Below are 23,169 nucleotides of genomic sequence, written 5' to 3'. Positions count from 1 at the left end.
TCAAAAATTCCACTTTATGAAAACGAAGAACATTTTTCGCACACACCGCTCAAAAACCTAACATAACTACTTTCCCTATTTTTGCAATCTTTATAAAACTTTTTTCTCGATTTTTACGTAAAATATTGAAACAAAAATAAACATCCGACCTGTCAATATCTTACATTATCGCTCATTATTGTGCACGTCCACACAAACTTCTTGGATTTAGTCATAGCCATCCCATAAAATTGTAGGCGTATGAGTAAAGGCAATCCGCCACACTCAGTTTAGTAAATATGCACCTAATTATAGGAGGCAAGGACATATGACTAGTCCTGTAATCGGTACTCCATGGAAGAAGTTGGACGCTCCAGTTTCTGAGGAGGCTTTGGAAGGCGTAGACAAGTACTGGCGTGCTTCTAACTATCTTTCCATTGGTCAGATCTACCTTCGTAGCAACCCATTGATGAAGGAACCATTCACCCGCGAAGACGTGAAGCATCGTCTCGTAGGTCACTGGGGAACCACTCCTGGTTTGAACTTCCTCATTGGTCACATCAACCGTCTCATCGCCGATCACGGCCAGAACACTGTAATCATCATGGGTCCTGGTCACGGTGGACCAGCTGGTACTGCTCAGTCTTACCTCGACGGCACTTACACTGAGTACTTCCCAGAAATCACCAAGGATGAAGCTGGCTTGCAGAAGTTCTTCCGCCAGTTCTCTTACCCAGGTGGTATCCCATCTCACTATGCTCCAGAGACTCCAGGTTCCATCCACGAAGGTGGCGAACTTGGTTACGCTCTCTCCCACGCTTATGGCGCTGTTATGAACAACCCAAGCCTCTTCGTTCCAGCAATCGTTGGTGACGGTGAAGCTGAAACTGGTCCTTTGGCTACAGGTTGGCAGTCCAATAAGCTAGTAAACCCACGCACCGATGGTATCGTTTTGCCAATCTTGCACCTCAACGGCTACAAGATTGCTAACCCAGCCATCTTGGCTCGTATTTCCGACGAAGAGCTCCACGAGTTCTTCCACGGTATGGGTTACGAACCATACGAGTTCGTTGCTGGCTTCGACGATGAAGATGCAATGAGCATCCACCGTCGTTTCGCTGATCTCTTCGAAACCGTATTCGATGAGATCTGCGACATCAAGGCAACTGCTCAGACCAACGATGTTGATCGTCCATTCTACCCAATGATCATCTTCCGCACCCCTAAGGGTTGGACTTGCCCTAAGTTCATCGACGGTAAGAAGACTGAAGGTTCTTGGCGTTCCCACCAGGTGCCATTGGCATCTGCTCGTGATACCGAAGAGCACTTCCAAGTTCTCAAGAACTGGCTCGAATCTTACAAGCCAGAAGAGCTCTTCACTGAGGATGGCGCAATCCGTCCAGAAGTTACCGCTTTCATGCCAGAAGGCGACATGCGTATTGGTGAGAATCCAAACGCTAACGGTGGTCGTATTCGTGAAGAACTCGACTTGCCAGCAATCGAAGATTACGAAGTAGCTGAGGTTAAGGAATTCGGTCACGGTTGGGGCCAGCTCGAGGCAACTCGTAAGCTCGGTGAGTACACTCGCGACATCATCAAGCGTAACCCAGATAGCTTCCGCATCTTCGGACCAGATGAGACTGCTTCTAACCGTTTGCAGGCTGCATACGAAGTAACTAAGAAGCAGTGGGACAACGGCTACCTCTCCGAACTCGTAGACGAGAACATGGCTGTAACTGGTCAGGTTACTGAGCAGCTCTCCGAGCACCAGATGGAAGGCTTCTTGGAAGCTTACCTGCTCACTGGTCGTCACGGTATCTGGAGCTCCTACGAGTCCTTCGTACACGTGATTGATTCCATGCTCAACCAGCACGCTAAGTGGCTCGAAGCAACTGTTCGTGAGATCCCATGGCGTAAGCCAATCTCCTCCATGAACTTGCTCGTGTCCTCCCATGTATGGCGTCAGGATCACAACGGCTTCAGCCACCAGGATCCAGGCGTTATCGACATCTTGCTCAACAAGAACTTCAACAACGATCATGTTGTTGGCATCTACTTCCCAGTTGATTCCAACATGTTGCTTGCTGTTTCTGAGAAGGCATACAAGTCCACCAACAAGATCAACGCAATTATCGCTGGTAAGCAGCCAGCTGCTACTTGGTTGACTCTCGACGAAGCTAAGGCAGAACTCGAAAAGGGTGCTGCTGAGTGGAAGTGGGCTTCCAACGCTGAAGGCAATGACGTACAGATTGTTCTCGCTTCTATCGGTGATGTTCCAACTCAGGAACTCATGGCTGCAGCAGACAAGCTCAAGGAATACGGCGTAAAGTACAAGTTCGTTAACGTTGTAGACTTGCTCGCAATCCAGAACGCTTCTGAGAACGACGAAGCTTTGTCCGACGAAGAGTTCACCGAGCTCTTCACTGCAGACAAGCCAGTTCTCATGGCTTACCATGCATATGCTCGTGAGGTACGCTCCCTCATCTGGGATCGTCCAAACCACGACAACTTCAATATTCATGGTTACGAAGAGCAGGGTTCCACCACCACTCCATTCGATATGGTGCGCGTGAACAACATCGATCGTTACGAGCTCACTGCTGAGGCACTCCGTGCTGTAGATGCAGACAAGTTCGCTGCAGAGATCGAAAAGCTCGAAGCATTCCGCACCGAAGCATTCCAGTTCGCTGTGGACAACGGTTACGATCACCCAGACTACACTGGCTGGGTATGGTCCGGCGTTCAGACTGAAAAGCCAGGCGCTGTATCTGCAACAGCTGCAACCGCAGGTGACAACGAGTAGTTTCTACTCCTTAGTTATCTAAAGTTTTACGAAGGGTCTTCCTCCTGAGATTCTCAACGAGTCTCTAGGGCGGAGGCCCTTCTTCATACGTATTCCCCTGTGGACTACTCCGTGTTGCAACTTCTAGCCACCTGCCTACAATAAAGAATGTTTGCATGAACGGCACGCTGTGCGCTACGACGCGTAGAGACGCTGCCACACACTCGTCACAAAGGAGTATTCAGAGTGAAAACAGTATTTATTGCGAGCCCCGAAGGCCAAAACGGTAGAAATGTAGTATCCGCAGGCGTTACAGCAGCCTTAGCAACACGCTATTCCACAGCTACTTTCCGCCCGATTGTGTGCCATAAAGACACTTTCACTCCACAGCTCATTGCCTTAGGCTCGGTTACACAAAGCTTCGAAGAATCGCGAGTATTGTGTCCAAACCGTGCCAGCAAGAATCATGAGGCAGCTCGTGGCGATATTTCTCGTGCATGGGAAAAGCTCACTGCAACAGTACAGCCAGAAGCAGTCGTTGTTACAGGACAAGACCATCGTGATGCTTTCGATCCAGAAAGCTTTATTCTCGATCTCGAAATCGCAGCAGACCTGCAATCCCCTGTTTTCCTGGTGATTTGCTGCATTCCTCGCACTCCTCAGCAAGTGCGTTTAACTATCGATTCGTGCATTAAGAACACCGAAAAGCGTGGCTGCTCGGTAGCTGGCGTATTCGTCACCGGTTTGGACACCGAAAACACCGAGAAAGTTCAAGGCTTGCAGGATGTATTGAAGGATTTGGAGTATCCTCACTGGATCATTCCAGCGCACGGTTGCAAAGCGCCAGAAGAGATTCCAGGAGCTCTGGAGGTTTTCGCTCACGCTGCTCCAGCAGACGAAGTGCTTGCAGCTCTCGGTAATACTTTCGCCACCCCAACTACTCCGTTCGCTTTCCAAGCACGTCTTCTCACCACTGCTGCGAACGATAAGAAGACTATTGTTCTGCCGGAAGGTGAAGAAGATCGCATTATCCAAGCTGCCGATTATCTGCTCGAACGTGATATTGCCAATCTTATTATTGTGGGCAACAGCGAAGCAATCTTGGAACGTGGCGTTCAGTTAGGCTTAACTCATCTGTCTAAGGCACGCTTTCAAGCTATGGACGACGAAACTGTTCTCGAACCGATGGTGGCTAAGCTCGTAGAATTGCGCGGTCATAAGGGTATGACTGAGGACAAGGCTCGCGCTACCCTTACCGATCCATCCTATTTCGGTACCATGCTCGTTGTCTTAGGTCATGCCGATGGTTTGGTTTCTGGCTCGGTAAACTCTACCGCGAATACTGTGCGTCCTGCTTTGCAGGTTATTAAGACCAAGCCTGGTCAGTCGCTTGTTTCCGGCGCGTTCCTTATGTGTTTCGAAGACCATGTAGCTGTGTTTGCAGATTGCGCTATTAACCTTAATCCTAACGCCGATCAGCTTGCTCAGATTGCCCTGCAGTCTGCTCAGACCGCTCGTGCTTTCGGTATTGAACCTCGCGTGGGTATGCTCTCCTACTCGACTCTTGGTTCAGGTTCTGGCCCAGACGTCGATTTGGTCACCGAAGCCACGGCCAAGCTCACTGAACTCGACCCAAATCTTGCTGTGGTTGGTCCAATCCAGTTCGATGCAGCATGGTCGCCAGACGTTGCAGCAACCAAGGCGAAAGGCAGCGATGTTGCCGGTCATGTGAATGTTTTCGTCTTCCCAAGCTTGTCGGCAGGAAATATCGGATACAAGGCTGTGCAGCGCTCCTCTGGAGCTTTGGCTATTGGCCCTGTTTTGCAAGGCCTCAACAAGCCTGTAAACGATTTGTCGCGTGGTGCTACCGTGGACGACATTATTAACACGATTGCTCTTACAACCGTCTACGCGCAACAGGAAAAGTAGGCGGCACAGAGTAATCTCACTAATGGGTAACTAATATATTTGATGGGAGGACGAGCAGTGGCAAAGACTGTACTCGTTATTAATTCTGGTTCCAGCTCTATTAAGTATCAGCTGGTTGATTTGGAAAGCGGCGAAGGTCTCGCTTCCGGTCTGGTCGAGAAAATCGGCGAACCTGTTAAGGGTATCTACACTCATAAATTCAATGGCGATAAGCACGTTTTCGAGGACGAAATTATCGAAAACCATGAACAGGGTCTTAAGCGAGTTTTGGCTTTCTTCGATGAGTATGGTCCAAACTTGAAGGAATACGATCTGGTAGCAGTTGGCCACCGCGTGGTTCAGGGTGGTTCTGTATTCCCAACTCCTGCTTTGGTTACTGAAGAAAATATTGCGAAGGTTAAGGAATTAGCTGTTTTGGCTCCTTTGCATAACGGACCTGAAGCTGTTGGTGCTGAGGTTATGACTCGTCTTCTTCCAGATGTTCCACAGGGCTTCGTTTTCGATAGCTCCTTCTTCTTCCAGCTTCCAGATGCTTCTGCAACATACGCTTTGAATAAGGAAGTTGCAGACAAGTATCAGATTCGTCGCTATGGCGCTCATGGAACCTCTCATGAGTTCATTGGACAGGTTGCGCCTGAGGTTGCTGGTGAGCCTTCTGAAGGTTTGAAGCAGATTGTTTTACACATCGGTAATGGTGCTTCTGTATCCGCTCAGATTTCCGGTAAGCCAGTAGAAACCTCCATGGGATTGACTCCTTTGGAAGGTTTGATGATGGGTTCGCGTACCGGAGACATTGATCCAGCAGCTGTATTCCATTTGATTCGTAACGCTGGTATGAACGTTGACGAGCTTGATACTTTGTTCAACAAGAAGTCCGGTTTGATGGGTATGACTGGTCATGGCGATATGCGCGAAGTTTTGGCTTTGCGCGATGGCGGCGATGAGACTGCTGCTTTGGCTATTGACATGTACGTCCACCGTATTGTTGGATACATTGGCAACTACACTGCTCAGATGGGTGGTTTGGACGTTATTACTTTCACTGCTGGCGTGGGTGAGAACTCTGACCCTATCCGTGCTATGGTGTGTGAGAAGCTCGCTCCGTTCGGCGTAAAGATTGATGCTGAAAAGAACGAAACCCGTTCTTCTGAGCCACGCGTGATTTCTACTCCAGATAGCTCGGTAACCGTCTGCGTTATCCCAACTAACGAAGAGTTGGCTATTGCTCAGAAGGTAGCACAGTTAGCTGTTGAAGGCGATGCTTACGGCAATAAGTTCAACGCTTAATAAGCATTATTCGTACTAAAATAGTCCTGGACTTCATATCGAGTCCAGGACTATTTTATTGCAATTTTTCTAAGACCTGAGCATGCAATAAACCATTTGTAGCTAATCCACATCCACCCCATGGTCCTGGATTACCATTCAAATCAGTAAAAGAACCGCCGGCTTCAGTAATAATGGGCACAAGTGCAGCCATATCATATAAATCGAGTTCTGGTTCTGCAGCAATATCCACTGCTCCTTGAGCTACCAGCATGTACTGCCAAAAGTCGCCATAGCCGCGTAAACGCCAGACTCGATCTGTTAAATCAATAACTTTGTCACGATTGCCTCGTTCTTTCCATCCCGATAAGCTCGACAGAGATAAGGAGGCATCTTCAAGACGAGATACTTTCGACACATGAATTTGCCGAGCATTATTCATATCTGTGCCCATAAATGCACCTGCTCCCTGAGCTGCGAACCAGCGCATGCCCAATGCTGGTGCAGAGACAACAGAAGCAACCAGATCCTCTCCCACTTGTAACCCAATTAAAGTTGCCCATACAGGAACTCCACGCACGAAGTTCTTCGTGCCGTCAATCGGATCAATAATCCAACGACGTCCTGTGCTCTCCTGCTTTCCTAATTCTTCACCATAAATCGAATCACTAGGATTGTGAGATGCAATCTTGTTACGAATAGCACGTTCCACTGCACGGTCAGCATCAGTAACGGGCGTATTATCAGGCTTCGTATCTATATGCAAATCCAAAGCACCAAAACGATTCATACTTATCTCATCTGCAACATCTGCATATTCAAGAGCATGAATCAAATCATCATAAAACTCAGTCATTTGAACCTTCTTCTAGCATCGCCGTCCATAAACCCACGAAATCAGGAATCGTTTTGCGCGTTGTAGCCACATTGACCACATCAATTCCTGGAACAATTAATCCGATAAGAGCTGCAAAGGTAGCCATACGATGGTCTGCATAGGTTTCCATCACAGCTCTGTGCAGTGCAAAACGCTTAACAGCATGGATAGCTAAACCATCTTGAGTTTCTTGAGCTGAACCTCCACAACGCTGAATTTCCGTCGTTAAAGCAGCTAAACGATCTGTTTCGTGCCCGCGCAAATGAGCGATGCCCGTAAAAGTGGAATCAGATTGAGCAACAGCCGCTAAAGCAGCCAGAGTGGGTGCAATCTCGCCTGCTGGAGATAAATCAAGCTCTCCTGCACCATCAATAGTTCCTGAACCGTGAACCGTCAGAATCTGAGTGGAAGAATCATACTGAACTTGCGCTCCAAACGAGCGTAAATAGTCAGGTAATAATGCGCCTGGCTGTGTAGACTGTGCCGGCCAGCGTGGTACGCGCACAGTGCCACCTGCAATCAATGCCGCGCACAAGAACGGAGCAGCATTCGATAAATCAGGCTCCACCACAACTGTGTGAGCAAGCTGCACCTCATGTGATGGCACAGTCCATACAGCTTCGTGGTACAGAACTTGACCTCCTGCTCGAGAAATATCATCCATAGTCATGCGAATATGAGGCATACTAGGAAGAGTATCGCCCGTATGCTCAATCTCTAATGTATCCGACCATTTCGCTGCAGCTAAGAGCAGACCAGAAATAAATTGAGATGATTGCGAGGAATCAATACGAATATGGTGTTGTCCTTCACGAGCACGTGGAGGCGTAATAGTAAAAGGTAAAAAGCCTTCAGCACCTTCATACTCAATCTGAGCACCTAATTGTTCTAATCCATCGAGCACAGGCTTCATCGGCCGCTTATACGCCTGCGTATCTCCGTCAAAACGCACAGGAGCATCAGCATAAAGCGCTAAAGCTGGAACAAAACGCATTACTGTTCCTGCTAAACCGCAGTAAACAGTACAGTTACCAGTAAAAATACCGTCTTGAGGAGGATAAACAGTTACTGTTGTTTCTACCGTTGAATCTATCTCACAGCGCACACCTAGCTGGTCTAAAGCAGCCATCATCAGCTCAGTATCGCGCGAACGCAACAGACCTTCTAAACGCACAGGTTGAGAGCCTAAAGCAGCTAAAATAATATATCTATTCGATAATGATTTACTGCCAGGAACATCTACTGTAGCGTTGAGCGGATGTTGTGCTTGTGGAGCTGGCCATGGATCAGGAAGGGTAGTCATACTCCCTATCGTAACCTATGGGCAGCTTAAGCTTCATGATCCAAACGGGAATGTCCCATTTCCTGAACGATGTCTGCAGGCAAATTCGTTAAGGCTTCGAGACGATCGGATTCCAAAGCAGCAATTTGGCGGGAAAACAGGATAAACCATCCCATAAATAAAATAGCTGCCAAAGCCTCGACATTAGTTAAGGATGTATATCCTTGATACCAATAGATGTATGCCGCCACAATAACTGCCAAAATAAAATCGGACACGAAGTAGAAAGCAACAGATATCTGACGAACAAGCCACGGCATGCCTATCATCAGTAATGTCATGGGCAACGCAATACCGCGCGCAAAAACATTATGCAAAATAGGATGCGGTGAATACCGGAACAAACCAATACCCATAAACATAACCCCCGCCACCGTCAGCAAAAGAGCAAGAACTGCGCGACGAGCTAAGAACTCGTTATTTTCAGGAAGCTCTTTGAAATGCCGTTCAAATAAGCGATGTTGCGTAGTAATTTCTGAAACAGCGAAATAGCTGATAATCAGCATTGTTGCGCCCGCAAGAATAACCGTGAAGTTAAAAATATTTGCTGCAAAAGTGGTGTGATCTCCCAGCTGAGAGAAATTATTCTTCCACCACACTGGATCATCGCTGGTCATACCAGCTAAGGTCGCACCAGAAATCACGAAAACAGGTAGTAAGGTGGCAATAGTTCGAGAGGTCATTAAAGCCGCCTGTACGAAAACCGTATACCCTACAATACTTGCCATAAAAGCTACAACAGGCAGCTGGTAGCTTGCAAAAGACTTACCGAGGATTTGAGCTACGAACATTTGCAAAGCTGCAGAAATAAGACCAATAGACACCGTATATACAACGGTTAAAGCGATTAGCTCACCGCTGCGGCGTGCTAAACGCAGAAAAGTTTTCTTCTCGTGACTGAAACCGTTGCGCGCATATCCGCAGATAAAAACCACTGCTGTGCAGCATGCCAGAAAGACAGAAGTCATAATAATGCGACGACTGGTAAGCAACCAAATTGCTTTCGCTGATTGAGTATAAGCATATGTTGCGTACGATACGCTGGCACACGTAGCAATGGACGTAAAAATTCCTACAGTTTCGGCGCGCTGATGACGGCCTAATACATTCATGGACAACATTCTCCCTGTTCGTTGTTCCATTATTTCGTAGGCTTGAGACAGCGAAACACTCGTGGGATTTCGATGGTCACTATATGAGCCCTGCTATTTTTGGCGTATTTCCAAGGCAACACGCCCATGTGCAAAAGTTCCCAGATTGTTGTATAGTTTTCTCTTGTTGAGCTTAGCTCAGCACAGACTCGGGCTGTAGCGCAGCTTGGTAGCGCGCTTGTTTTGGGTACAAGATGTCGTGGGTTCAAATCCCGCCAGCCCGACTCAATGATTAAGGCAGATAGCTTAGCTATCTGCCTTTTTGCTACTCACACTGTTCTCTGCTAGAAACGTACATTCCAAGGATCTGTGTTAATGCTCGTTATGAACATCTCAATCTCCTCGTTATAACGGGCGCGTACAGCCGCTGGTACGTCCTGCACCATGAGATTGAATACGAGTTTCTCGATGGCTGCGTGCGGCGTATTAATAAACGCTAATCCTGTTTCCTGACGTGCATCCAAAACTGGATGATGACGCAAATCACTCGTCACATACACATCAGCACCACTACGAGCAGCAGCCATGATTTCAGAATCTCCCGATCCAGGCAGCACAGCTACACGTGAAATCTCTTGAAAAGGATCGCCACTGACCTGCACACCAGACTCAGTATGTGGCAAATTATGAGCAATATCTAACGCAAAATCACCCAACAGTATCGGCGTATCAAACTTCCCTATACGCCCCAATCCACGAGCAGGATTATCACGGTGAGGAACGAGAGGACCTTGATCTTTCAATCTCATTACATCGATAAAAGCAAAACCTTGACCGCGCTCAGCAGAATCCACATTCGTATGCCCAACCCACAATGCACAATGGTTTTCAATAAGCTTTGTAACCAAGGCACCGCGGAAAGTGGAGCCTGCAACGGTATGCGTAGCTTTAAAGTACAGCGGATGATGCGTAATCATAAGCTGCGCACCATGAGCAATAGCATCGTTCACAGTTTCTTCTGTAGGATCGACCGCACAATATATCGTGTGTACACCCCATTGAGGATTGCCCACAATAAGACCTGGCTCATCCCAATCCTCAGCCAAATCCAGAGGATAGAGTTCTTCGAGAACATCTACAATCTGCCCAACATTCATCGCGTACTCCTCTTAATCTTAATCTTAGTGAGCTGCCTGCTGCCAGTCCGGACCTAAACCGGTAGACACATCTAATGGCACCGCAAGATCAATAGCACGCTCCATCGCATCACGGACTAAATCAGGTACAATTTGCTCTTCCCCTGGTGCAACCTCCACCACAAGTTCATCGTGAATCTGCATTGTTACGCGAGAGCGTACACCAGCCTCATTCAAAGCCTTATCGGCCTTAATCATAGCGAGCTTCATAATATCGGCTGCAGAACCCTGTATAGGTGCATTCAGCGCGCCACGTTCAGCAGCGTCACGCACCTGACGGTTCGTAGAGCGCAAACCTGGGAAGTAACGGCGACGTCCGAACATTGTTTCAGTATATCCTTTACGCTTCGCCTGTGCTACCAAAGACTCTAAATAGTCGTGTACTCCCCCGAATGTATCAAAATACTTCTTCTTGAGAATATCGCTTTCTGCAGGAGAAATCTTGAGCTGCTGAGCCAAACCATATGTGCTTAACCCATAAGCTAAACCATAGCTCATCGCTTTAATATGTGAGCGCTGGTCACCACTAATCTGGTTAACAGGAATGCCATATACCAAGGAAGCAACGTAACGATGGAAATCTGCACCAGATTTAAAAGCGTCGATAAGCCCCTTGTCTCCAGATAAATGAGCCATCAAACGTAGCTCTACCTGTGAATAATCAGCAGAGAGCAGATATGTGAAGCCTTCCGATGGTACGAAAGCAGCACGAATTTCTCGTCCAGCAGCATTCCGGTTAGGAATGTTTTGCAAATTAGGCTCTGCAGAGCTTAAACGTCCAGTTGCTGCCACCGTCTGTTCGAAAGTCGTGTGAATATGACCATCACGTGGGTCAATGGATTCTGTAAGCGTCTGTACGATTTGCTTGAGTTTATTCATTTCGCGATGTCTCAATAAGGCCCCTAAGAACGTGTGCGCACGCTCATTGTTGAGAGAGCGTACATAAAGATCTTGGAGAGCAGCTGCATTAGTCGTATATCCTCCGGTTTTTGTTTTCTTTGTTGGAGGCAAACCCATGTCGTCAAAAAGTACGCTTTGGAGTTGTTTAGGGCTTTGCAGATTGATTTGCGAACCTGCCTGCTCCCATGCAATATTTTGTGCCTGAGTAGCATCTGCAGTAAAAGTTTCAAGCATGGAGCGTAAACGAGCACGGTCAATAGCTGCACCTGTTTTTTCCATAGCAAAAAGAACTCGAGATACAGGTAACTCAATATCTTTGAGTAGGCTGTGCTGATTGCGTTCTTCAAGAGTTGGCATATATACGTCATATAGCGCAAGTAAAGCAAGAGCGCAACGTGCTGACTGAGCAGCTATATCTTTTTCACTCACATCATTAAGTGGTTCGTCGCTATCGAAATCAAAAGCTCCCTGTACTTCAGTAGCGGGTTGACCGGTAATATCGTCCTCCTCAAGTTGGGCATCATGTCTGAGAAGAACTGGCAAAGAATAATCATCGTCATCAGGCTTGAGCAAATATGCTGCTAGTTCAGTATCTAAGACTGGCTGTGGCAGTTTAATACCGAGTTTATCCATCACATGTAAGCATGCTTTGAAACCATGGAGCACGCACTTGTGACCATGTTCAGTAATGAGCGTGTGTAGAGCTTCACGCACTGTATGACTATTCAATACATGCGCCGGTAGAGATAGTGCTGCACCCGAGCGTGCTGCTAGGCTAATACGGCGTACGTTGAGCTTTTCTGGGTGTGCATCGCCTTCAACATACATACCCCATTCATGATTATGTTCTTTGCTCAGCTGAGTAGACCATGATTGAATGGCTTGTACAACATCTTGCTCTGCTGTGTGTGCATCAATAACCACGTTAAGATGCAATGAGTTAAGGAGGTCGTTAATATGCGATGGAGCTGACTGACTCATATCGTCTGCGTTACTGGCTGCACTACTTGAAGAGGCGGTACGACGTGCAGGAGTAAATTTTGCAGGAGCAGTAACAGATTCATCATGCGTAAAACATGCGTGAAGAGCATTATAAATGCGACGCTTAATAGTAACACCAAATTCGAATACACTCAGAGCAGTATCAATTTTTGACGCATCTGGCTGTTGAATTTCAAAATCTTCTAAGCTCACATCCAGTTCTACATCGCGAACCAAAGCGTTAACGCGACGATTGAGCTGAACTTGCTCAATATTCTCGCGTAAGGCCTCTCCTTTTTTGCCTTTAATCTCTTGAGCGTGCTCAATAATGCCGTCTAAGCTGCCATATTCATTAATCCATTTTGCAGCAAAACCATCACCCACTCCTGGAACTCCAGGAATATTATCGGCTGTTTCACCACGGAGCGCAGCCAAATCAGGATATTGCTGTGGATATACCTTATACTTCTCGAGAACAGCTTCGGGAGTCATATGCTTCAAGTCTTTAAAATGATGCCCCGGATACAGCACAGTAATTTTATCGTCAATTAACTGGAAAGCATCCCTATCGCCCGAAAGCACGCAGGTGTGATTGAAGCCATTATCTCGTGCCACAGTAGCTAAAGTGGCTATAATATCGTCACCTTCATATCCCTGACGTTCTACATAAGAAATATCTAAGGAATCCAATAAATCATGCAGAAGAGGTAATTGAGTCAGTAAATCTTCTGGTGCAGCATCGCGCGTGCCTTTATACTGCTCCAATAAATCGTTTCTAAATGTTCCGCCTTTTACATCGAAAGCAACAGCAATATGCGTTGGCTGTATTTCTTTCAGTACCTGAGACAGCATGGTAGTAAAACCGTAGACAGCGTTTGTTGTTTGCCCGGAAGCGGTAGAAAAACCGTCAGCAGGTAAAGCAAAATATGCGCGGAAAGCTAATGAATGACCATCGATAACTAAAAGACGTGAAACCATAACTTCTATAGTACTTGATGGCTAACAATTATGGCTAGGAATTACAATTCCTAGCCATAAAAGTATGGAGAAGAGTTTAGCCTTCAATCTGAGCAATCACAGCATCAGCCACTTCCAACATGGTTAAGCGGCGATCCATAGATGTTTTCTGAATCCAGCGGAATGCTTCCTGCTCAGACAAGCCCATATTTTCCATGAGCAAGCCCTTAGCACGATCAACATGCTTGCGAGATTCCAAACGATTCTTCAAATCCTCTACTTGTTCGCGCAATGCTGCTACTTTATCATCAGCAGGAGCTTCGTGTTCAACAAAAGCTCCAGTGCTAATACGGCTACGTAAAACACGCATCTGCTCAAAACGGCTGAAGGCAACGTCTAAAGCTGGGAAAAGCTTATCTGGCACGAATGGCTTAATCACATAAGCCATAACACCAGCATCAATAGCTTCGGCTACAAGATCTTTTTGGGAGAAAGCTGTGAGCATAACAACAGGGGCAAGGAACTCCTCATTAATTTCACGAGCAGCGGTAATACCGTCTTTTACTGGCATCTTAATATCCATAACAACGATATCTGGATGCTTAGCTCGCACAATATCTACAGCCTCTTGTCCATTAGCTGCTTCACCGATAACTTCGTACCCACCATCATTGAGAGATTCAATAATATCTAGGCGGTTCAAAGCTTCGTCTTCGGCAACAACAACTGTGCGCTTCGCGTGTGAATCATCTGCCATAATCGTTCACCCTTCCTAGTTTGAACACTGGGAAGTTACTGAGAGCTCCCCATTGAGACCTCACATTTTGTGCCCCGGGTGGGACTCGAACCCACACTGCACAGATTTTGAGGCTGTTTCCTCTACCAATTGGGATACCGGGGCGGTACTTGTAAGAATATACACGCTATTGCGGACGATGGCAAATATTTTTGTTTTTGGGCGTGTTCCCTGAAATTTCAAGAGCTCTCGATATATATTGGCTCTTGGGGTTTTCGTGGATTTTTTGTCTTATTTGGTTATTATTGCGGTGTGTAGGAGTTCTGAGGTGGTTCGTGAAGCGCGACTTGGTAGAGCGTTCCATGATTCACGAGTGTTCTAATCATGTTCACAGGAGTAAAACGCAGCATGAAACATGCTTCGCTCTAGCACTCCATAGTTCACGCATATGGTTAAACGCTACACCTATCTCAGATGAGTTCGTCAATCATGCTGTGCTCTAGCAGTCCACGATTCAAGAACCCGTTTCTATCTGGTTAAGCGTATAACCCAAGACGCGAAACATGACTTGCTCTAGCAGTCCACGATTCACGCACAGCACGAAAACTGAAAACACTCTCAACGATGACCGCGAAAGTTGTTAGCGTTGTGCGCTCACAGCTTTCAGACACCTGCAACCTTCACAAACCCCTAAAAAACCGAAGAACCTATATATTTCACACACAGAAAACGAAAAAGTGGATTGTAGCAACAGCTACAACCCACTTTTCAGTAGATTAATTCTTAAGAATTAATCGCGAGCACCTACGGTGTGTACGTAAACGGAGTCGGTAGAACCAGCCTCGTTTGCGGAAGGAGCAGAAGCGATGAGTACAATGGTGTCACCATCAGCAACAGCACCCTGTGCCTTCAAAGTGTTGTCTGCGAGAGTCATCAGCTCGTTGCGAGACAGACCATGGTATTCAGTATCGAGCTTAATGCCCTCAACACCCCAAGACAGACCAAGCCAGCACTTGGTGTGCTCATCAGTGGTCAAACCGAAGATAGGAGTCTGTGGACGCTCAGCAGATACGCGGTGTACGGTTTCACCTGTCTTGGTGAAAGCAACAATAGCCTTAGCTTCAGTCTTCTCCGCCAAGCTTACTGCGGAGTGTGCCACAGCTGCAGTGGTGGAGAATTCTTCATCCTTGATGCCTGGAATACGATCGTAGCCGTGCTCAGTTGCATAGCGAGACAAGCGAGCCATGGTGTTGACTACTACTACTGGGTAATCACCAACAGCAGTTTCGTTAGAAGTCATGGTTGCGTCTGCACCATCGAGAACTGCGTTAGCGCAGTCAGATGCTTCTGCACGAGATGGTACTGGGACCTTAACCATAGAACCGAGAACTTCAGTTGCTACGATAACTGGCTTACCGTATGCACGAGCGAGCTCGATGCAGCGCTTGGTGATGAGTGGAACCTGCTCGAATGGCATTTCCACAGCCATATCACCGCGAGCAACCATAATGCCATCGAATGCCTTAACGATGTCAACGAGGTTCTCAACAGCCTGTGGCTTTTCAATCTTTGCTACAACTGGAATACGGCGACCTTCTTCGTCCATAATTTCGTGTGCACGTTCAATATCGGTGCCGAAACGAACGAAGGACATAGCAATAATGTCTGCACCAGTGCGGATACCCCAGCGAAGATCTTCTTCATCCTTCTCAGACAATGCTGGAACGGATACTGCAACGCCTGGAAGGTTCAAACCCTTGTGGGACGATACAGGACCTGCAACAACAACCTTAGTGTGTACGTCGTTGCCTTCCACCTTAACGACCTCGAGCTGTACCTTACCATCATCGATAAGAATTGGATCTCCTGGGTGGCAGTCGCCTGGAAGACCCTTGAAAGTGGTGGAAACGCGTTCCTTGTTACCAGTTACTTCGTCTGTAGTAATAACGAAGTCCTGACCCTGCTCGAGCCATACCTTATCGTCGCCGTTAGCGTCTTCTTCAACCCAACCACAACGAATCTTTGGACCCTGCAAATCAACGAGAACTGCAACATTCTTGCCGGTTTCCTTAGCAGCCTGGCGTACGTTGTTATAAACGTTCATATGCTCTTCGAATGTACCGTGGGAACGGTTGATTCGAGCTACGTTCATACCAGCGTTAACCATTTCCTTGAGAATCTCAAGAGCTGAGGAAGCTGGACCAATTGTATCGACAATCTTTGCCTTGCGCATGAATGCCTACCTGTTTCTTTCTAGACGGAATGGGCAACGCCCATATTTCACATTTTTAGTTTACTTGGGCTAGCGTACTTTTGCCACACACCCGTTTCACAACCGCGTTTCGCATTATTAAAAAAATATTGATTATTTCTGTTCGATAGCTTCAAGCTGTTTCATTTTAATAATGCTTGCACCAGCAGTAATACCGAGAGAAGCGATAATGACGACTAGCGACATCCACGTTGGCACAAGAGGAACCGCGTGAATACCTTCTCCCCCGTTAATAAAAGGCAAAGTATTATCGTGCAACGCTTCCATCACCAGTTTGATGCCAATGAAACCAAGTACAACAGATAATCCTATAGACAAATAAACAAGTTTATCGAGCAAAGCACCTAAGAGAAAGTACAGTTGCTGTAATCCGAGCAAAGCGAAAACATTAGAGGTAAAAACGATAAAAGGATCTTTAGTCAAACCAAAAATAGCAGGGATGGAATCAAAGGCGAACATAACATCGGTTGTTCCGATAGCGACAAACAGAACAATTATAGGCGTAAAATGACGGACGCCATTAACCATAGTAGTCATTTTCTTACCGTCATACTGATCGCTCATCTTCACTATTTTCCGCATAAAACTAATCAGAGCGTTCTCTTTATACTCCTCGTCGTCATCTTCCCCCATCGCCAACTTTATTGCGGTATAAATCAAAAATGCTCCAAAGAGGAAAAATACCCACGTAAAGCGTTCCAAAATTGCTGCACCCGCCAAAATAAAAATACCGCGCAACACTAAAGCAAGCGCAATACCCACAGAGAGCACATACTTCTGAATATTTTTAGGCACTGAAAAGTTCGCCATAATAATCACAAAAACGAAAAGATTATCGACGCTTAACGAGTACTCGGTGAGCCAGCCTGAATAGAATTCTATGGCAGGTTGCGATCCAGCAAAGCCCCAGATAAGCCCCCCAAAAATAAGTGCCATAGCAACGAAAAAAGCAATATGTTGTACGCACTCTTTGGTCGATGGAATATGCGGCTTACGTCCAATAATTATTAAATCAACCACGAAAAACAGCGCTAAAACCATAAAAGTGGCAGCCATAAACCATACGGGAGTTTCACTCATTTAGTTAATTGCCTTCTCTAATCTCTTAACAACTTCTTCTATTGTGCCTGAGTCATCTGACGAAGCTCTTTTTTCAGGTCGCGAATCTCGTCGCGCAAACGAGCTGCTAACTCGAATTGAAGCTGCTCAGCTGCGGTATGCATTTGATCAGACAGCTGACGAATGAGGTTTGCCAAGTCTTGAGCAGGAAGACCTGCCTCCAAAATTTTCTCGTGACATTCTTGGGCTTTCTTAGCATCCATATCTGGCACGCCAAGGTGCGAATTTCCTGCTTTACCTGAATTACGGTATCCGCTTGAGAGCAATTCCTCTGTATCCACGTCTTCTTTTGCCAGCATATCGTTCACATCACTAATCTTCTTAATCAACGGTTGCGGGTCTATGCCATGCTCTTCGTTGTAACGCATTTGAATATCGCGACGACGATTAGTTTCATCGATAGCAAGTTGCATGGCGCCGGTAAGTCGATCCGCATACATAATGACTGTTCCCGAGACATTTCGTGCAGCACGACCAATTGTCTGGATCAATGAGCGGTACGAACGCAAGAAACCTTCCTTATCTGCATCAAGGATTGCCACCAAGGATACTTCAGGCAAATCCAAGCCCTCACGCAACAGGTTAATACCCACGATTACATCAATAACGCCCTCACGCAGCTGACGCAACAGTTCTACTCGATGCAGGGTATCAACATCAGAATGTAAATACTCTACTTTAATATCGCGCTCAAGCAGATAATCAGTGAGGTCTTCGGCCATCTTCTTGGTTAAGGTCGTCACTAATGCGCGTTCATTCTTCGCAACACGTGCTTTAATCTCTGCAAGAAGATCATCGATTTGTCCATCGACTGGGCGCACATCAATCTTCGGATCGAGCAGACCAGTCGGGCGAATAATTTGTTCCACGACTCCATCCGACAGCTCCTTCTCATAGTCACCTGGAGTTGCGGATAAATATACTGTCTGCCCAATGTGTGTGAGGAACTCAGGGAATTTCAACGGCCTATTATCCATAGCAGATGGCAAGCGGAAACCGTGCTCTACCAGGGTGCGTTTACGACTGGCGTCTCCCTCGCACATAGCACCGATTTGAGGAATAGTAACATGAGACTCGTCAACAACCAGAAGGAAATCGTCTGGGAAGAAGTCGAGCAGCGTATGCGGAGGTGTTCCTGCTGCACGATTATCGAAATGACGAGAATAATTCTCCACACCTGAACACGTGCCAATCTGCTGGAGCATCTCCAAATCGTATGTTGTGCGCATTTCCAAACGCTGAGCTTCCAACAGCTTATTTTCTTTCTTCAGCTGAGATAAACGCTGGTCAAGCTCTTCTTGAATCGTATCTACCGCATGTGCCAACCGATCCGGTCCCGCTGCATAATGCGTGGCAGGGAAAATATGAATCGAATCTACTCCCTCAATTTCATCCCCCGTAATAGGATGCAGAGTCGATATGCGGTCTATTTCGTCTCCGAAGAATTCAATACGAATAGCTAATTCCTCATACACAGGAATTATTTCCACCGTATCTCCGCGCACACGGAAGGTTCCACGGGCAAAAGCAATATCATTGCGCTTGTACTGCATATTCACAAAAGTGCGCAGCAGTTCATCTCTTTCGATCATTTCGCCACGGTTGAGGAAGAGCATCTGGTTTGCGTATTCCTCGGGAGTTCCCAAACCATAAATGCACGAGACAGTTGCAACAACTACACAGTCACGGCGTGTGAGCAGATTTGCTGTGGTGGCGTGACGCAAGCGCTCCACATCATCGTTAATGCTCGAATCTTTTTCAATAAAGGTGTCAGTTTGAGGAATATACGCTTCAGGCTGATAGTAGTCGTAGTAAGAAACGAAATAATTTACAGCATTATCTGGCATGAGTTCACGAAACTCTGCAGCAAGCTGGGCAGCCAAGGTTTTATTTGGCTCTAAAATAAGCGTAGGTCTCTGCAATCGCTCAATAAGCCACGCAGTTGTTGCTGTTTTACCCGTACCTGTGGCACCCATTAACACCACATCAGTTTCGCCATTCTCAATGCGTGTAGCCAATTCATCAATAGCTTTCGGCTGATCGCCCGACGGCTTATATGGCGATTTAACAACAAACGGCTTATCTATACGCTCAATACCATGAAAACCCATAGCTCTAGTGTAATGATGTGCGTGTATGAGCTGAACATCAGATGCACTGAAGGCATACTGCAGGATTTCTTATTATTTCTTATTATTTCTTATAACGCATCCGCTCGGTACTCGTTGAGTTCAAGTGAGTTCGGTCATGTGCAGTTGAGTTGAGCCGGGTGCAGTCTGTATTCTTTGATTTGAGGACAGTTGAGTAAAGTTGAGGAGTTGAGTCAGGTTCAACCGCTCAACCAAGCACTCACAATGCCATCTATCTGAGCATACATATCTTCCAAAGGCTGTTCAGAATCAATCACAACATCAGCTACAGACTCGCGCTCTTGTCGTTCTAGCTGAGAGGCGATACGCGCTCGAGCCTGCTCAACAGTCATATGCCTTGTGTTCATCATGCGCGCAATACGCACATCATCTGCAGCTTCAACGGTAATAATATAATCCCATGTGAGACCTTGAGATGAAGCAATCTCACGGGTTTCTACAAGAAGCGGAATATCATGAAAAATAATGGAGAGCTTGTTGTTCAGCTTTTTAAGATTGTTTTGAAGCGACACTTGTTCGTGTTTTTCACGCTTTTCACCCTGCTCATCGCGTTTGTTCTGTTCGCGCTGTACCAAAACTTTGCTCTGTTCGCCCTGCTCATTCGGTTCGCGCGTTTCACACTGAGCAGTCCATTCGCTCTGTTCGCGATTTTCATGCTGAGCAGCAAGCGCATAGACTGCAGGATGCATAATCGCGTTAAGTTGTTCCCGTTTGTGGGCATCTGTAAACACGTTCTGCGCCATCCATAAACGATTCAGACTTCCGTCCGCTGCTATGCTGTTATCTCCAAAAACGGTACGTACCTGGTCTAGCACAGGACTACCGGGTTGTGACAGTGAATGAGCAAGCTCATCGTAATCAATTACAGTAAAACCTTGTTCCCTTAGATGACGGCTTAGTGTTGACTTCCCTGCAGCTATACCGCCTGTTATTCCTACACGCATCATAGTATTCATCAGTTCATATTATGCCATAACCCTTTTCGCCGTATATTATTCGCCGTGTATTACTGTTGATTATGTAGCACCCTTAGGTATTAACAATCAACCACGTACATCTCATACACACATCGATGTGGTATGCCACGAGAATTTGTTCTCAAAGGTGCTACGCATCTCCCTGACGATTCCCCGGAATACCTCCCCGATATCTCCCAGATAACAAAACGATAGCAACCCACTAACATGAAAACTCGCGATAGAAAACGATAGAATAAGAAAAAGAATAAGAAAAAGGATTGGTGACTACTATGAATCAGCATATTAATGCGCGTAATAAGAAAGAAGATTTGATTTCAGTTATTGTTATTGTTGCCGTTACAATTTTCGGTGTTATAGGAATACTATCTGTGCCATTGGCCTTCCATTATTCATGGAACTGGCTTATTGTCACTTTCGCATCGGTGGCTCTCATGATTATCTTGAAAGTAGTTATGATATTGCGCGAAAAATATAAGAAAAATTAAGTAAAAATATAAGTAAAAGTAAGTAAAACGTAAAGAATAAGGGCTTGAGACAGGAACCAAAGTCCCTCATCTCAAGCCCTTTTAACGCAATAAGCCGTGCTTAGTTGTTCTCGCTGAGCAACTGTTCACGAAGAGCTGCGAGCTGATCATCAGCTGCAAGAGTACCTTCGTTTGCTGGAGCAGAGCTGTAGTTGGTCGCTTCAGCTTCTTCAGCTGGAGCTTCTTCCTCAGCTACACCATCAGCTTCAGCAGATGCTGCTGCAAGTTCAGCCTGCTTAGCTGCGAATACCTTGTGAGCTTCCCACAAGTCGTGAGCTGCTGCATACTGAGCTTCCCACTCTTCGCGCTGCTTTTCGAAACCTTCAATCCATTCGTTAGTTTCTGGATCGAAGCCTTCTGGGTACTTGTAGTTTCCGTTCTCGTCATACTCTGCTGGCATGCCATACAGAGCTGGATCGAAGTCTTCAGAAGCTGGGTCAACAGAGTCTGTTGCCTGCTTGAGAGACAAGGAAATACGACGACGATCGAGATCAACGTCAATAACCTTAACGAATACTTCGTCACCAGGCTTTACAACGGTCTCTGGGTTCTCTACGTGGCGGTTTGCCAACTCAGAGATGTGTACGAGACCTTCGATGCCATCATCAACAGAGATGAATGCACCGAACTGTACAATCTTGGTCACCTTACCCTTAACAACCTGTCCTGGAACATGGGTGCGTGCGAAACGCTGCCATGGATCTTCCTGAGTAGACTTGAGGGACAAGGAGATGCGCTCGCGATCGAGATCAACATCGAGTACTTCAACGGTAACCTTATCGCCAACCTTCACTACTTCGGATGGATGGTCGATATGCTTCCATGACAGCTCAGAAACATGAATCAAACCATCAACACCGCCGAGATCGACGAATGCACCGAAGTTAACGATGGAGCTAATAACGCCTTCGCGAATCTGACCCTTCTTAAGCTGGGACAAGAATGTCTCGCGAACTTCAGACTGGGTCTCTTCGAGGTACTGACGACGAGAAAGAACAACGTTATTACGGTTCTTATCAAGCTCCAGAATCTTAGCCTGAATAGTCTGACCAATATATGGAGCCAAGTCGCGCACACGACGCATTTCGACGAGGGATGCAGGCAAGAAGCCACGCAAACCGATGTCAACAATCAAGCCACCCTTAACAGCTTCAATAACGGTACCTTCAACAATACCGTCAGCATCCTTGATCTTCTCAACGTCGCCCCAAGCACGCTCGTACTGTGCGCGCTTCTTGGAAAGAATAAGACGGCCTTCCTTGTCTTCCTTAGTGATGACAAGTGCCTCAACGGTGTCGCCAACTTCAACAACATCGTCTGGATCCACGTCTTTCTTAATGGAAAGCTCGCGGGAAGGAATAACACCTTCAGTCTTGTAGCCGATGTCAAGAAGTACCTCGTCGTGATCGATCTTTACAACGGTACCCTCAACGAGATCACCATCATCGAAATTCTTGATGGTGGAATCGACTGCCTTGATGAAATCCTCTTCAGTGCCGATATCGTTGATAGCGACCTTCTGGATTTCGTTCTTGTTATCTGTCATTAAAATAGTTTTCTTTGACTTAGCGGATAATATCGTTCTTCAGTTGTCCGTTTCTTATGTACGTTCTACATGGGTAAAGCGTACATAAGAAACGTATACGAACATTCACATACGTGTCTGCACATACAAGTTCAAGGATACGCTACAACCTCGTCAAAATCATAGATTTATCCGGGCGTGTCGCATGTTTTATGCTTCTCGTTGACTGTTTATACTTTTAGTTCACTGTTCGGCCTGTTGCACTGTTATACATGTTTTTATATCTTGCGTTGCGCATAACTGTTTGGAAGTATGATACTCTCCCGCAAACTCACTCATAGAGTATGATTAAGCAATTCTCGAGATTTTAGATGGGGTTTTGTTTGATTTGGCTCGTTTTACTTGGGTACTATTTCGGCGCGTAGGAACTTTAGTAATTCGTGAAACCTGACTTGGCGTTACGTTCCATGGTTCACGCACGGATGAGGATTCCAATCACTCTCAATGTGGACGTGGGCGTTGTCAGCGCCCGACGCTAGCAACTTTCACGAACCTACAATCTA

Annotated in this window: 15 protein-coding genes and 2 tRNA genes; 5 read left to right on the top strand and 12 right to left on the bottom strand. The window is 46.4% G+C overall.

Annotation, left to right across the window (positions count from 1 at the left end; genetic code table 11):
- The first annotated feature begins 307 nt into the window (after positions 1-307).
- From HMPREF2909_RS04485 to HMPREF2909_RS04475, 3 genes are all read left to right on the top strand, one after another.
- Complete coding sequence (locus tag HMPREF2909_RS04485; RefSeq protein ID WP_071415379.1) at positions 308-2,782, top strand: phosphoketolase; 2,475 nt, start codon at positions 308-310, stop codon at positions 2,780-2,782.
- 225 nt (positions 2,783-3,007) lie between these two features.
- A complete protein-coding gene (gene pta / locus HMPREF2909_RS04480; protein ID WP_084797254.1) occupies positions 3,008-4,690 on the top strand; it encodes a phosphate acetyltransferase in 1,683 nt (560 codons plus the stop codon).
- Between the two features lie 57 nt (positions 4,691-4,747).
- On the top strand, positions 4,748-5,977 hold the full coding sequence (locus HMPREF2909_RS04475; RefSeq protein ID WP_071415980.1) for an acetate/propionate family kinase: 1,230 nt from the start codon (positions 4,748-4,750) through the stop codon (positions 5,975-5,977).
- Between the two features lie 55 nt (positions 5,978-6,032).
- On the opposite strand, the gene hisN is transcribed toward HMPREF2909_RS04475, so the two are convergent.
- Genes hisN through HMPREF2909_RS04460 form a run of 3 tightly spaced genes read right to left on the bottom strand, consistent with a single transcriptional unit; the run spans position 6,033 to position 9,287 of the window.
- The gene (hisN, locus tag HMPREF2909_RS04470; RefSeq protein WP_071415377.1) at positions 6,033-6,812 is read right to left on the bottom strand and encodes a histidinol-phosphatase; all 780 of its coding nucleotides are present in this window, start codon (positions 6,810-6,812) and stop codon (positions 6,033-6,035) included.
- Positions 6,805-8,136, bottom strand: a complete 1,332-nt coding sequence (gene aroA / locus HMPREF2909_RS04465) for a 3-phosphoshikimate 1-carboxyvinyltransferase (RefSeq protein ID WP_071415376.1) — start codon at positions 8,134-8,136, stop codon at positions 6,805-6,807. Before aroA ends, hisN begins: the two co-directional genes overlap by 8 nt.
- A gap of 26 nt (positions 8,137-8,162) precedes the next feature.
- Positions 8,163-9,287, bottom strand: a complete 1,125-nt coding sequence (locus HMPREF2909_RS04460; RefSeq protein WP_071415979.1) for a hypothetical protein — start codon at positions 9,285-9,287, stop codon at positions 8,163-8,165.
- Positions 9,288-9,476: 189 nt separating this feature from the next.
- On the opposite strand from HMPREF2909_RS04460, the gene HMPREF2909_RS04455 reads away from it, so the two are divergent.
- Positions 9,477-9,550: transfer RNA gene (locus HMPREF2909_RS04455), tRNA-Pro, on the top strand.
- A 60-nt stretch (positions 9,551-9,610) separates the two neighbouring features.
- On the opposite strand, the gene HMPREF2909_RS04450 is transcribed toward HMPREF2909_RS04455, so the two are convergent.
- The 8 genes from HMPREF2909_RS04450 to coaE all read right to left on the bottom strand — a co-directional run bounded on the left by HMPREF2909_RS04450 (position 9,611) and on the right by coaE (position 20,533).
- A complete protein-coding gene (locus HMPREF2909_RS04450; RefSeq protein ID WP_071415375.1) occupies positions 9,611-10,423 on the bottom strand; it encodes a Nif3-like dinuclear metal center hexameric protein in 813 nt (270 codons plus the stop codon).
- Positions 10,424-10,447: 24 nt separating this feature from the next.
- Positions 10,448-13,321: a DNA polymerase I gene (gene polA, locus HMPREF2909_RS04445; RefSeq protein WP_071415374.1), complete on the bottom strand. Its 2,874-nt coding sequence runs from the start codon at positions 13,319-13,321 to the stop codon at positions 10,448-10,450.
- A gap of 76 nt (positions 13,322-13,397) precedes the next feature.
- On the bottom strand, positions 13,398-14,057 hold the full coding sequence (locus tag HMPREF2909_RS04440; RefSeq protein WP_071415373.1) for an ANTAR domain-containing response regulator: 660 nt from the start codon (positions 14,055-14,057) through the stop codon (positions 13,398-13,400).
- Positions 14,058-14,127: 70 nt separating this feature from the next.
- Positions 14,128-14,201 (bottom strand) — tRNA-Leu (locus HMPREF2909_RS04435).
- Positions 14,202-14,826: 625 nt separating this feature from the next.
- A complete protein-coding gene (gene pyk, locus HMPREF2909_RS04430; RefSeq protein WP_071415372.1) occupies positions 14,827-16,269 on the bottom strand; it encodes a pyruvate kinase in 1,443 nt (480 codons plus the stop codon).
- A gap of 132 nt (positions 16,270-16,401) precedes the next feature.
- Entirely contained in the window at positions 16,402-17,388 is a 987-nt protein-coding gene (locus HMPREF2909_RS04425) for a TerC family protein (protein WP_071415371.1), read from the bottom strand.
- 38 nt (positions 17,389-17,426) lie between these two features.
- A complete protein-coding gene (gene uvrB, locus HMPREF2909_RS04420) occupies positions 17,427-19,538 on the bottom strand; it encodes an excinuclease ABC subunit UvrB (RefSeq protein WP_071415370.1) in 2,112 nt (703 codons plus the stop codon).
- Between the two features lie 218 nt (positions 19,539-19,756).
- On the bottom strand, positions 19,757-20,533 hold the full coding sequence (gene coaE, locus HMPREF2909_RS04415; protein WP_071415369.1) for a dephospho-CoA kinase: 777 nt from the start codon (positions 20,531-20,533) through the stop codon (positions 19,757-19,759).
- Between the two features lie 293 nt (positions 20,534-20,826).
- Between coaE and HMPREF2909_RS04410 the strand changes: the two genes are divergently transcribed.
- The gene (locus tag HMPREF2909_RS04410) at positions 20,827-21,042 is read left to right on the top strand and encodes a hypothetical protein (RefSeq protein ID WP_021617227.1); all 216 of its coding nucleotides are present in this window, start codon (positions 20,827-20,829) and stop codon (positions 21,040-21,042) included.
- Positions 21,043-21,142: 100 nt separating this feature from the next.
- On the opposite strand, the gene rpsA is transcribed toward HMPREF2909_RS04410, so the two are convergent.
- Positions 21,143-22,627, bottom strand: coding sequence for a 30S ribosomal protein S1 (rpsA, locus tag HMPREF2909_RS04405; protein ID WP_021617228.1), 1,485 nt, complete (start codon positions 22,625-22,627; stop codon positions 21,143-21,145).
- Between the last annotated feature and the right edge of the window lie 542 nt (positions 22,628-23,169).

This window comes from Alloscardovia sp. HMSC034E08, assembly GCF_001813415.1.
GTDB lineage: Bacteria > Actinomycetota > Actinomycetes > Actinomycetales > Bifidobacteriaceae > Alloscardovia > Alloscardovia omnicolens.
The sequence above is the reverse complement of the archived record's forward strand: the minus strand, read 5'-3'. Positions and strand labels throughout refer to the sequence as shown.

Excerpts from the sequence above, each read along its gene's own strand:
- hisN (WP_071415377.1), bottom strand. The coding sequence starts at position 6,812 with ATGACTGAGTTTTATGATGATTTGATTCATGCTCTTGAATATGCAGAT.
- HMPREF2909_RS04460 (WP_071415979.1), bottom strand. The coding sequence starts at position 9,287 with ATGAATGTATTAGGCCGTCATCAGCGCGCCGAAACTGTAGGAATTTTT.
- coaE (WP_071415369.1), bottom strand. The coding sequence starts at position 20,533 with ATGAATACTATGATGCGTGTAGGAATAACAGGCGGTATAGCTGCAGGG.
- HMPREF2909_RS04485 (WP_071415379.1), top strand. The coding sequence starts at position 308 with ATGACTAGTCCTGTAATCGGTACTCCATGGAAGAAGTTGGACGCTCCA.
- HMPREF2909_RS04450 (WP_071415375.1), bottom strand. The coding sequence starts at position 10,423 with ATGAATGTTGGGCAGATTGTAGATGTTCTCGAAGAACTCTATCCTCTG.
- uvrB (WP_071415370.1), bottom strand. The coding sequence starts at position 19,538 with ATGGGTTTTCATGGTATTGAGCGTATAGATAAGCCGTTTGTTGTTAAA.
- polA (WP_071415374.1), bottom strand. The coding sequence starts at position 13,321 with ATGGTTTCACGTCTTTTAGTTATCGATGGTCATTCATTAGCTTTCCGC.
- HMPREF2909_RS04440 (WP_071415373.1), bottom strand. The coding sequence starts at position 14,057 with ATGGCAGATGATTCACACGCGAAGCGCACAGTTGTTGTTGCCGAAGAC.
- HMPREF2909_RS04410 (WP_021617227.1), top strand. The coding sequence starts at position 20,827 with ATGAATCAGCATATTAATGCGCGTAATAAGAAAGAAGATTTGATTTCA.
- HMPREF2909_RS04425 (WP_071415371.1), bottom strand. The coding sequence starts at position 17,388 with ATGAGTGAAACTCCCGTATGGTTTATGGCTGCCACTTTTATGGTTTTA.
- aroA (WP_071415376.1), bottom strand. The coding sequence starts at position 8,136 with ATGACTACCCTTCCTGATCCATGGCCAGCTCCACAAGCACAACATCCG.
- pyk (WP_071415372.1), bottom strand. The coding sequence starts at position 16,269 with ATGCGCAAGGCAAAGATTGTCGATACAATTGGTCCAGCTTCCTCAGCT.
- rpsA (WP_021617228.1), bottom strand. The coding sequence starts at position 22,627 with ATGACAGATAACAAGAACGAAATCCAGAAGGTCGCTATCAACGATATC.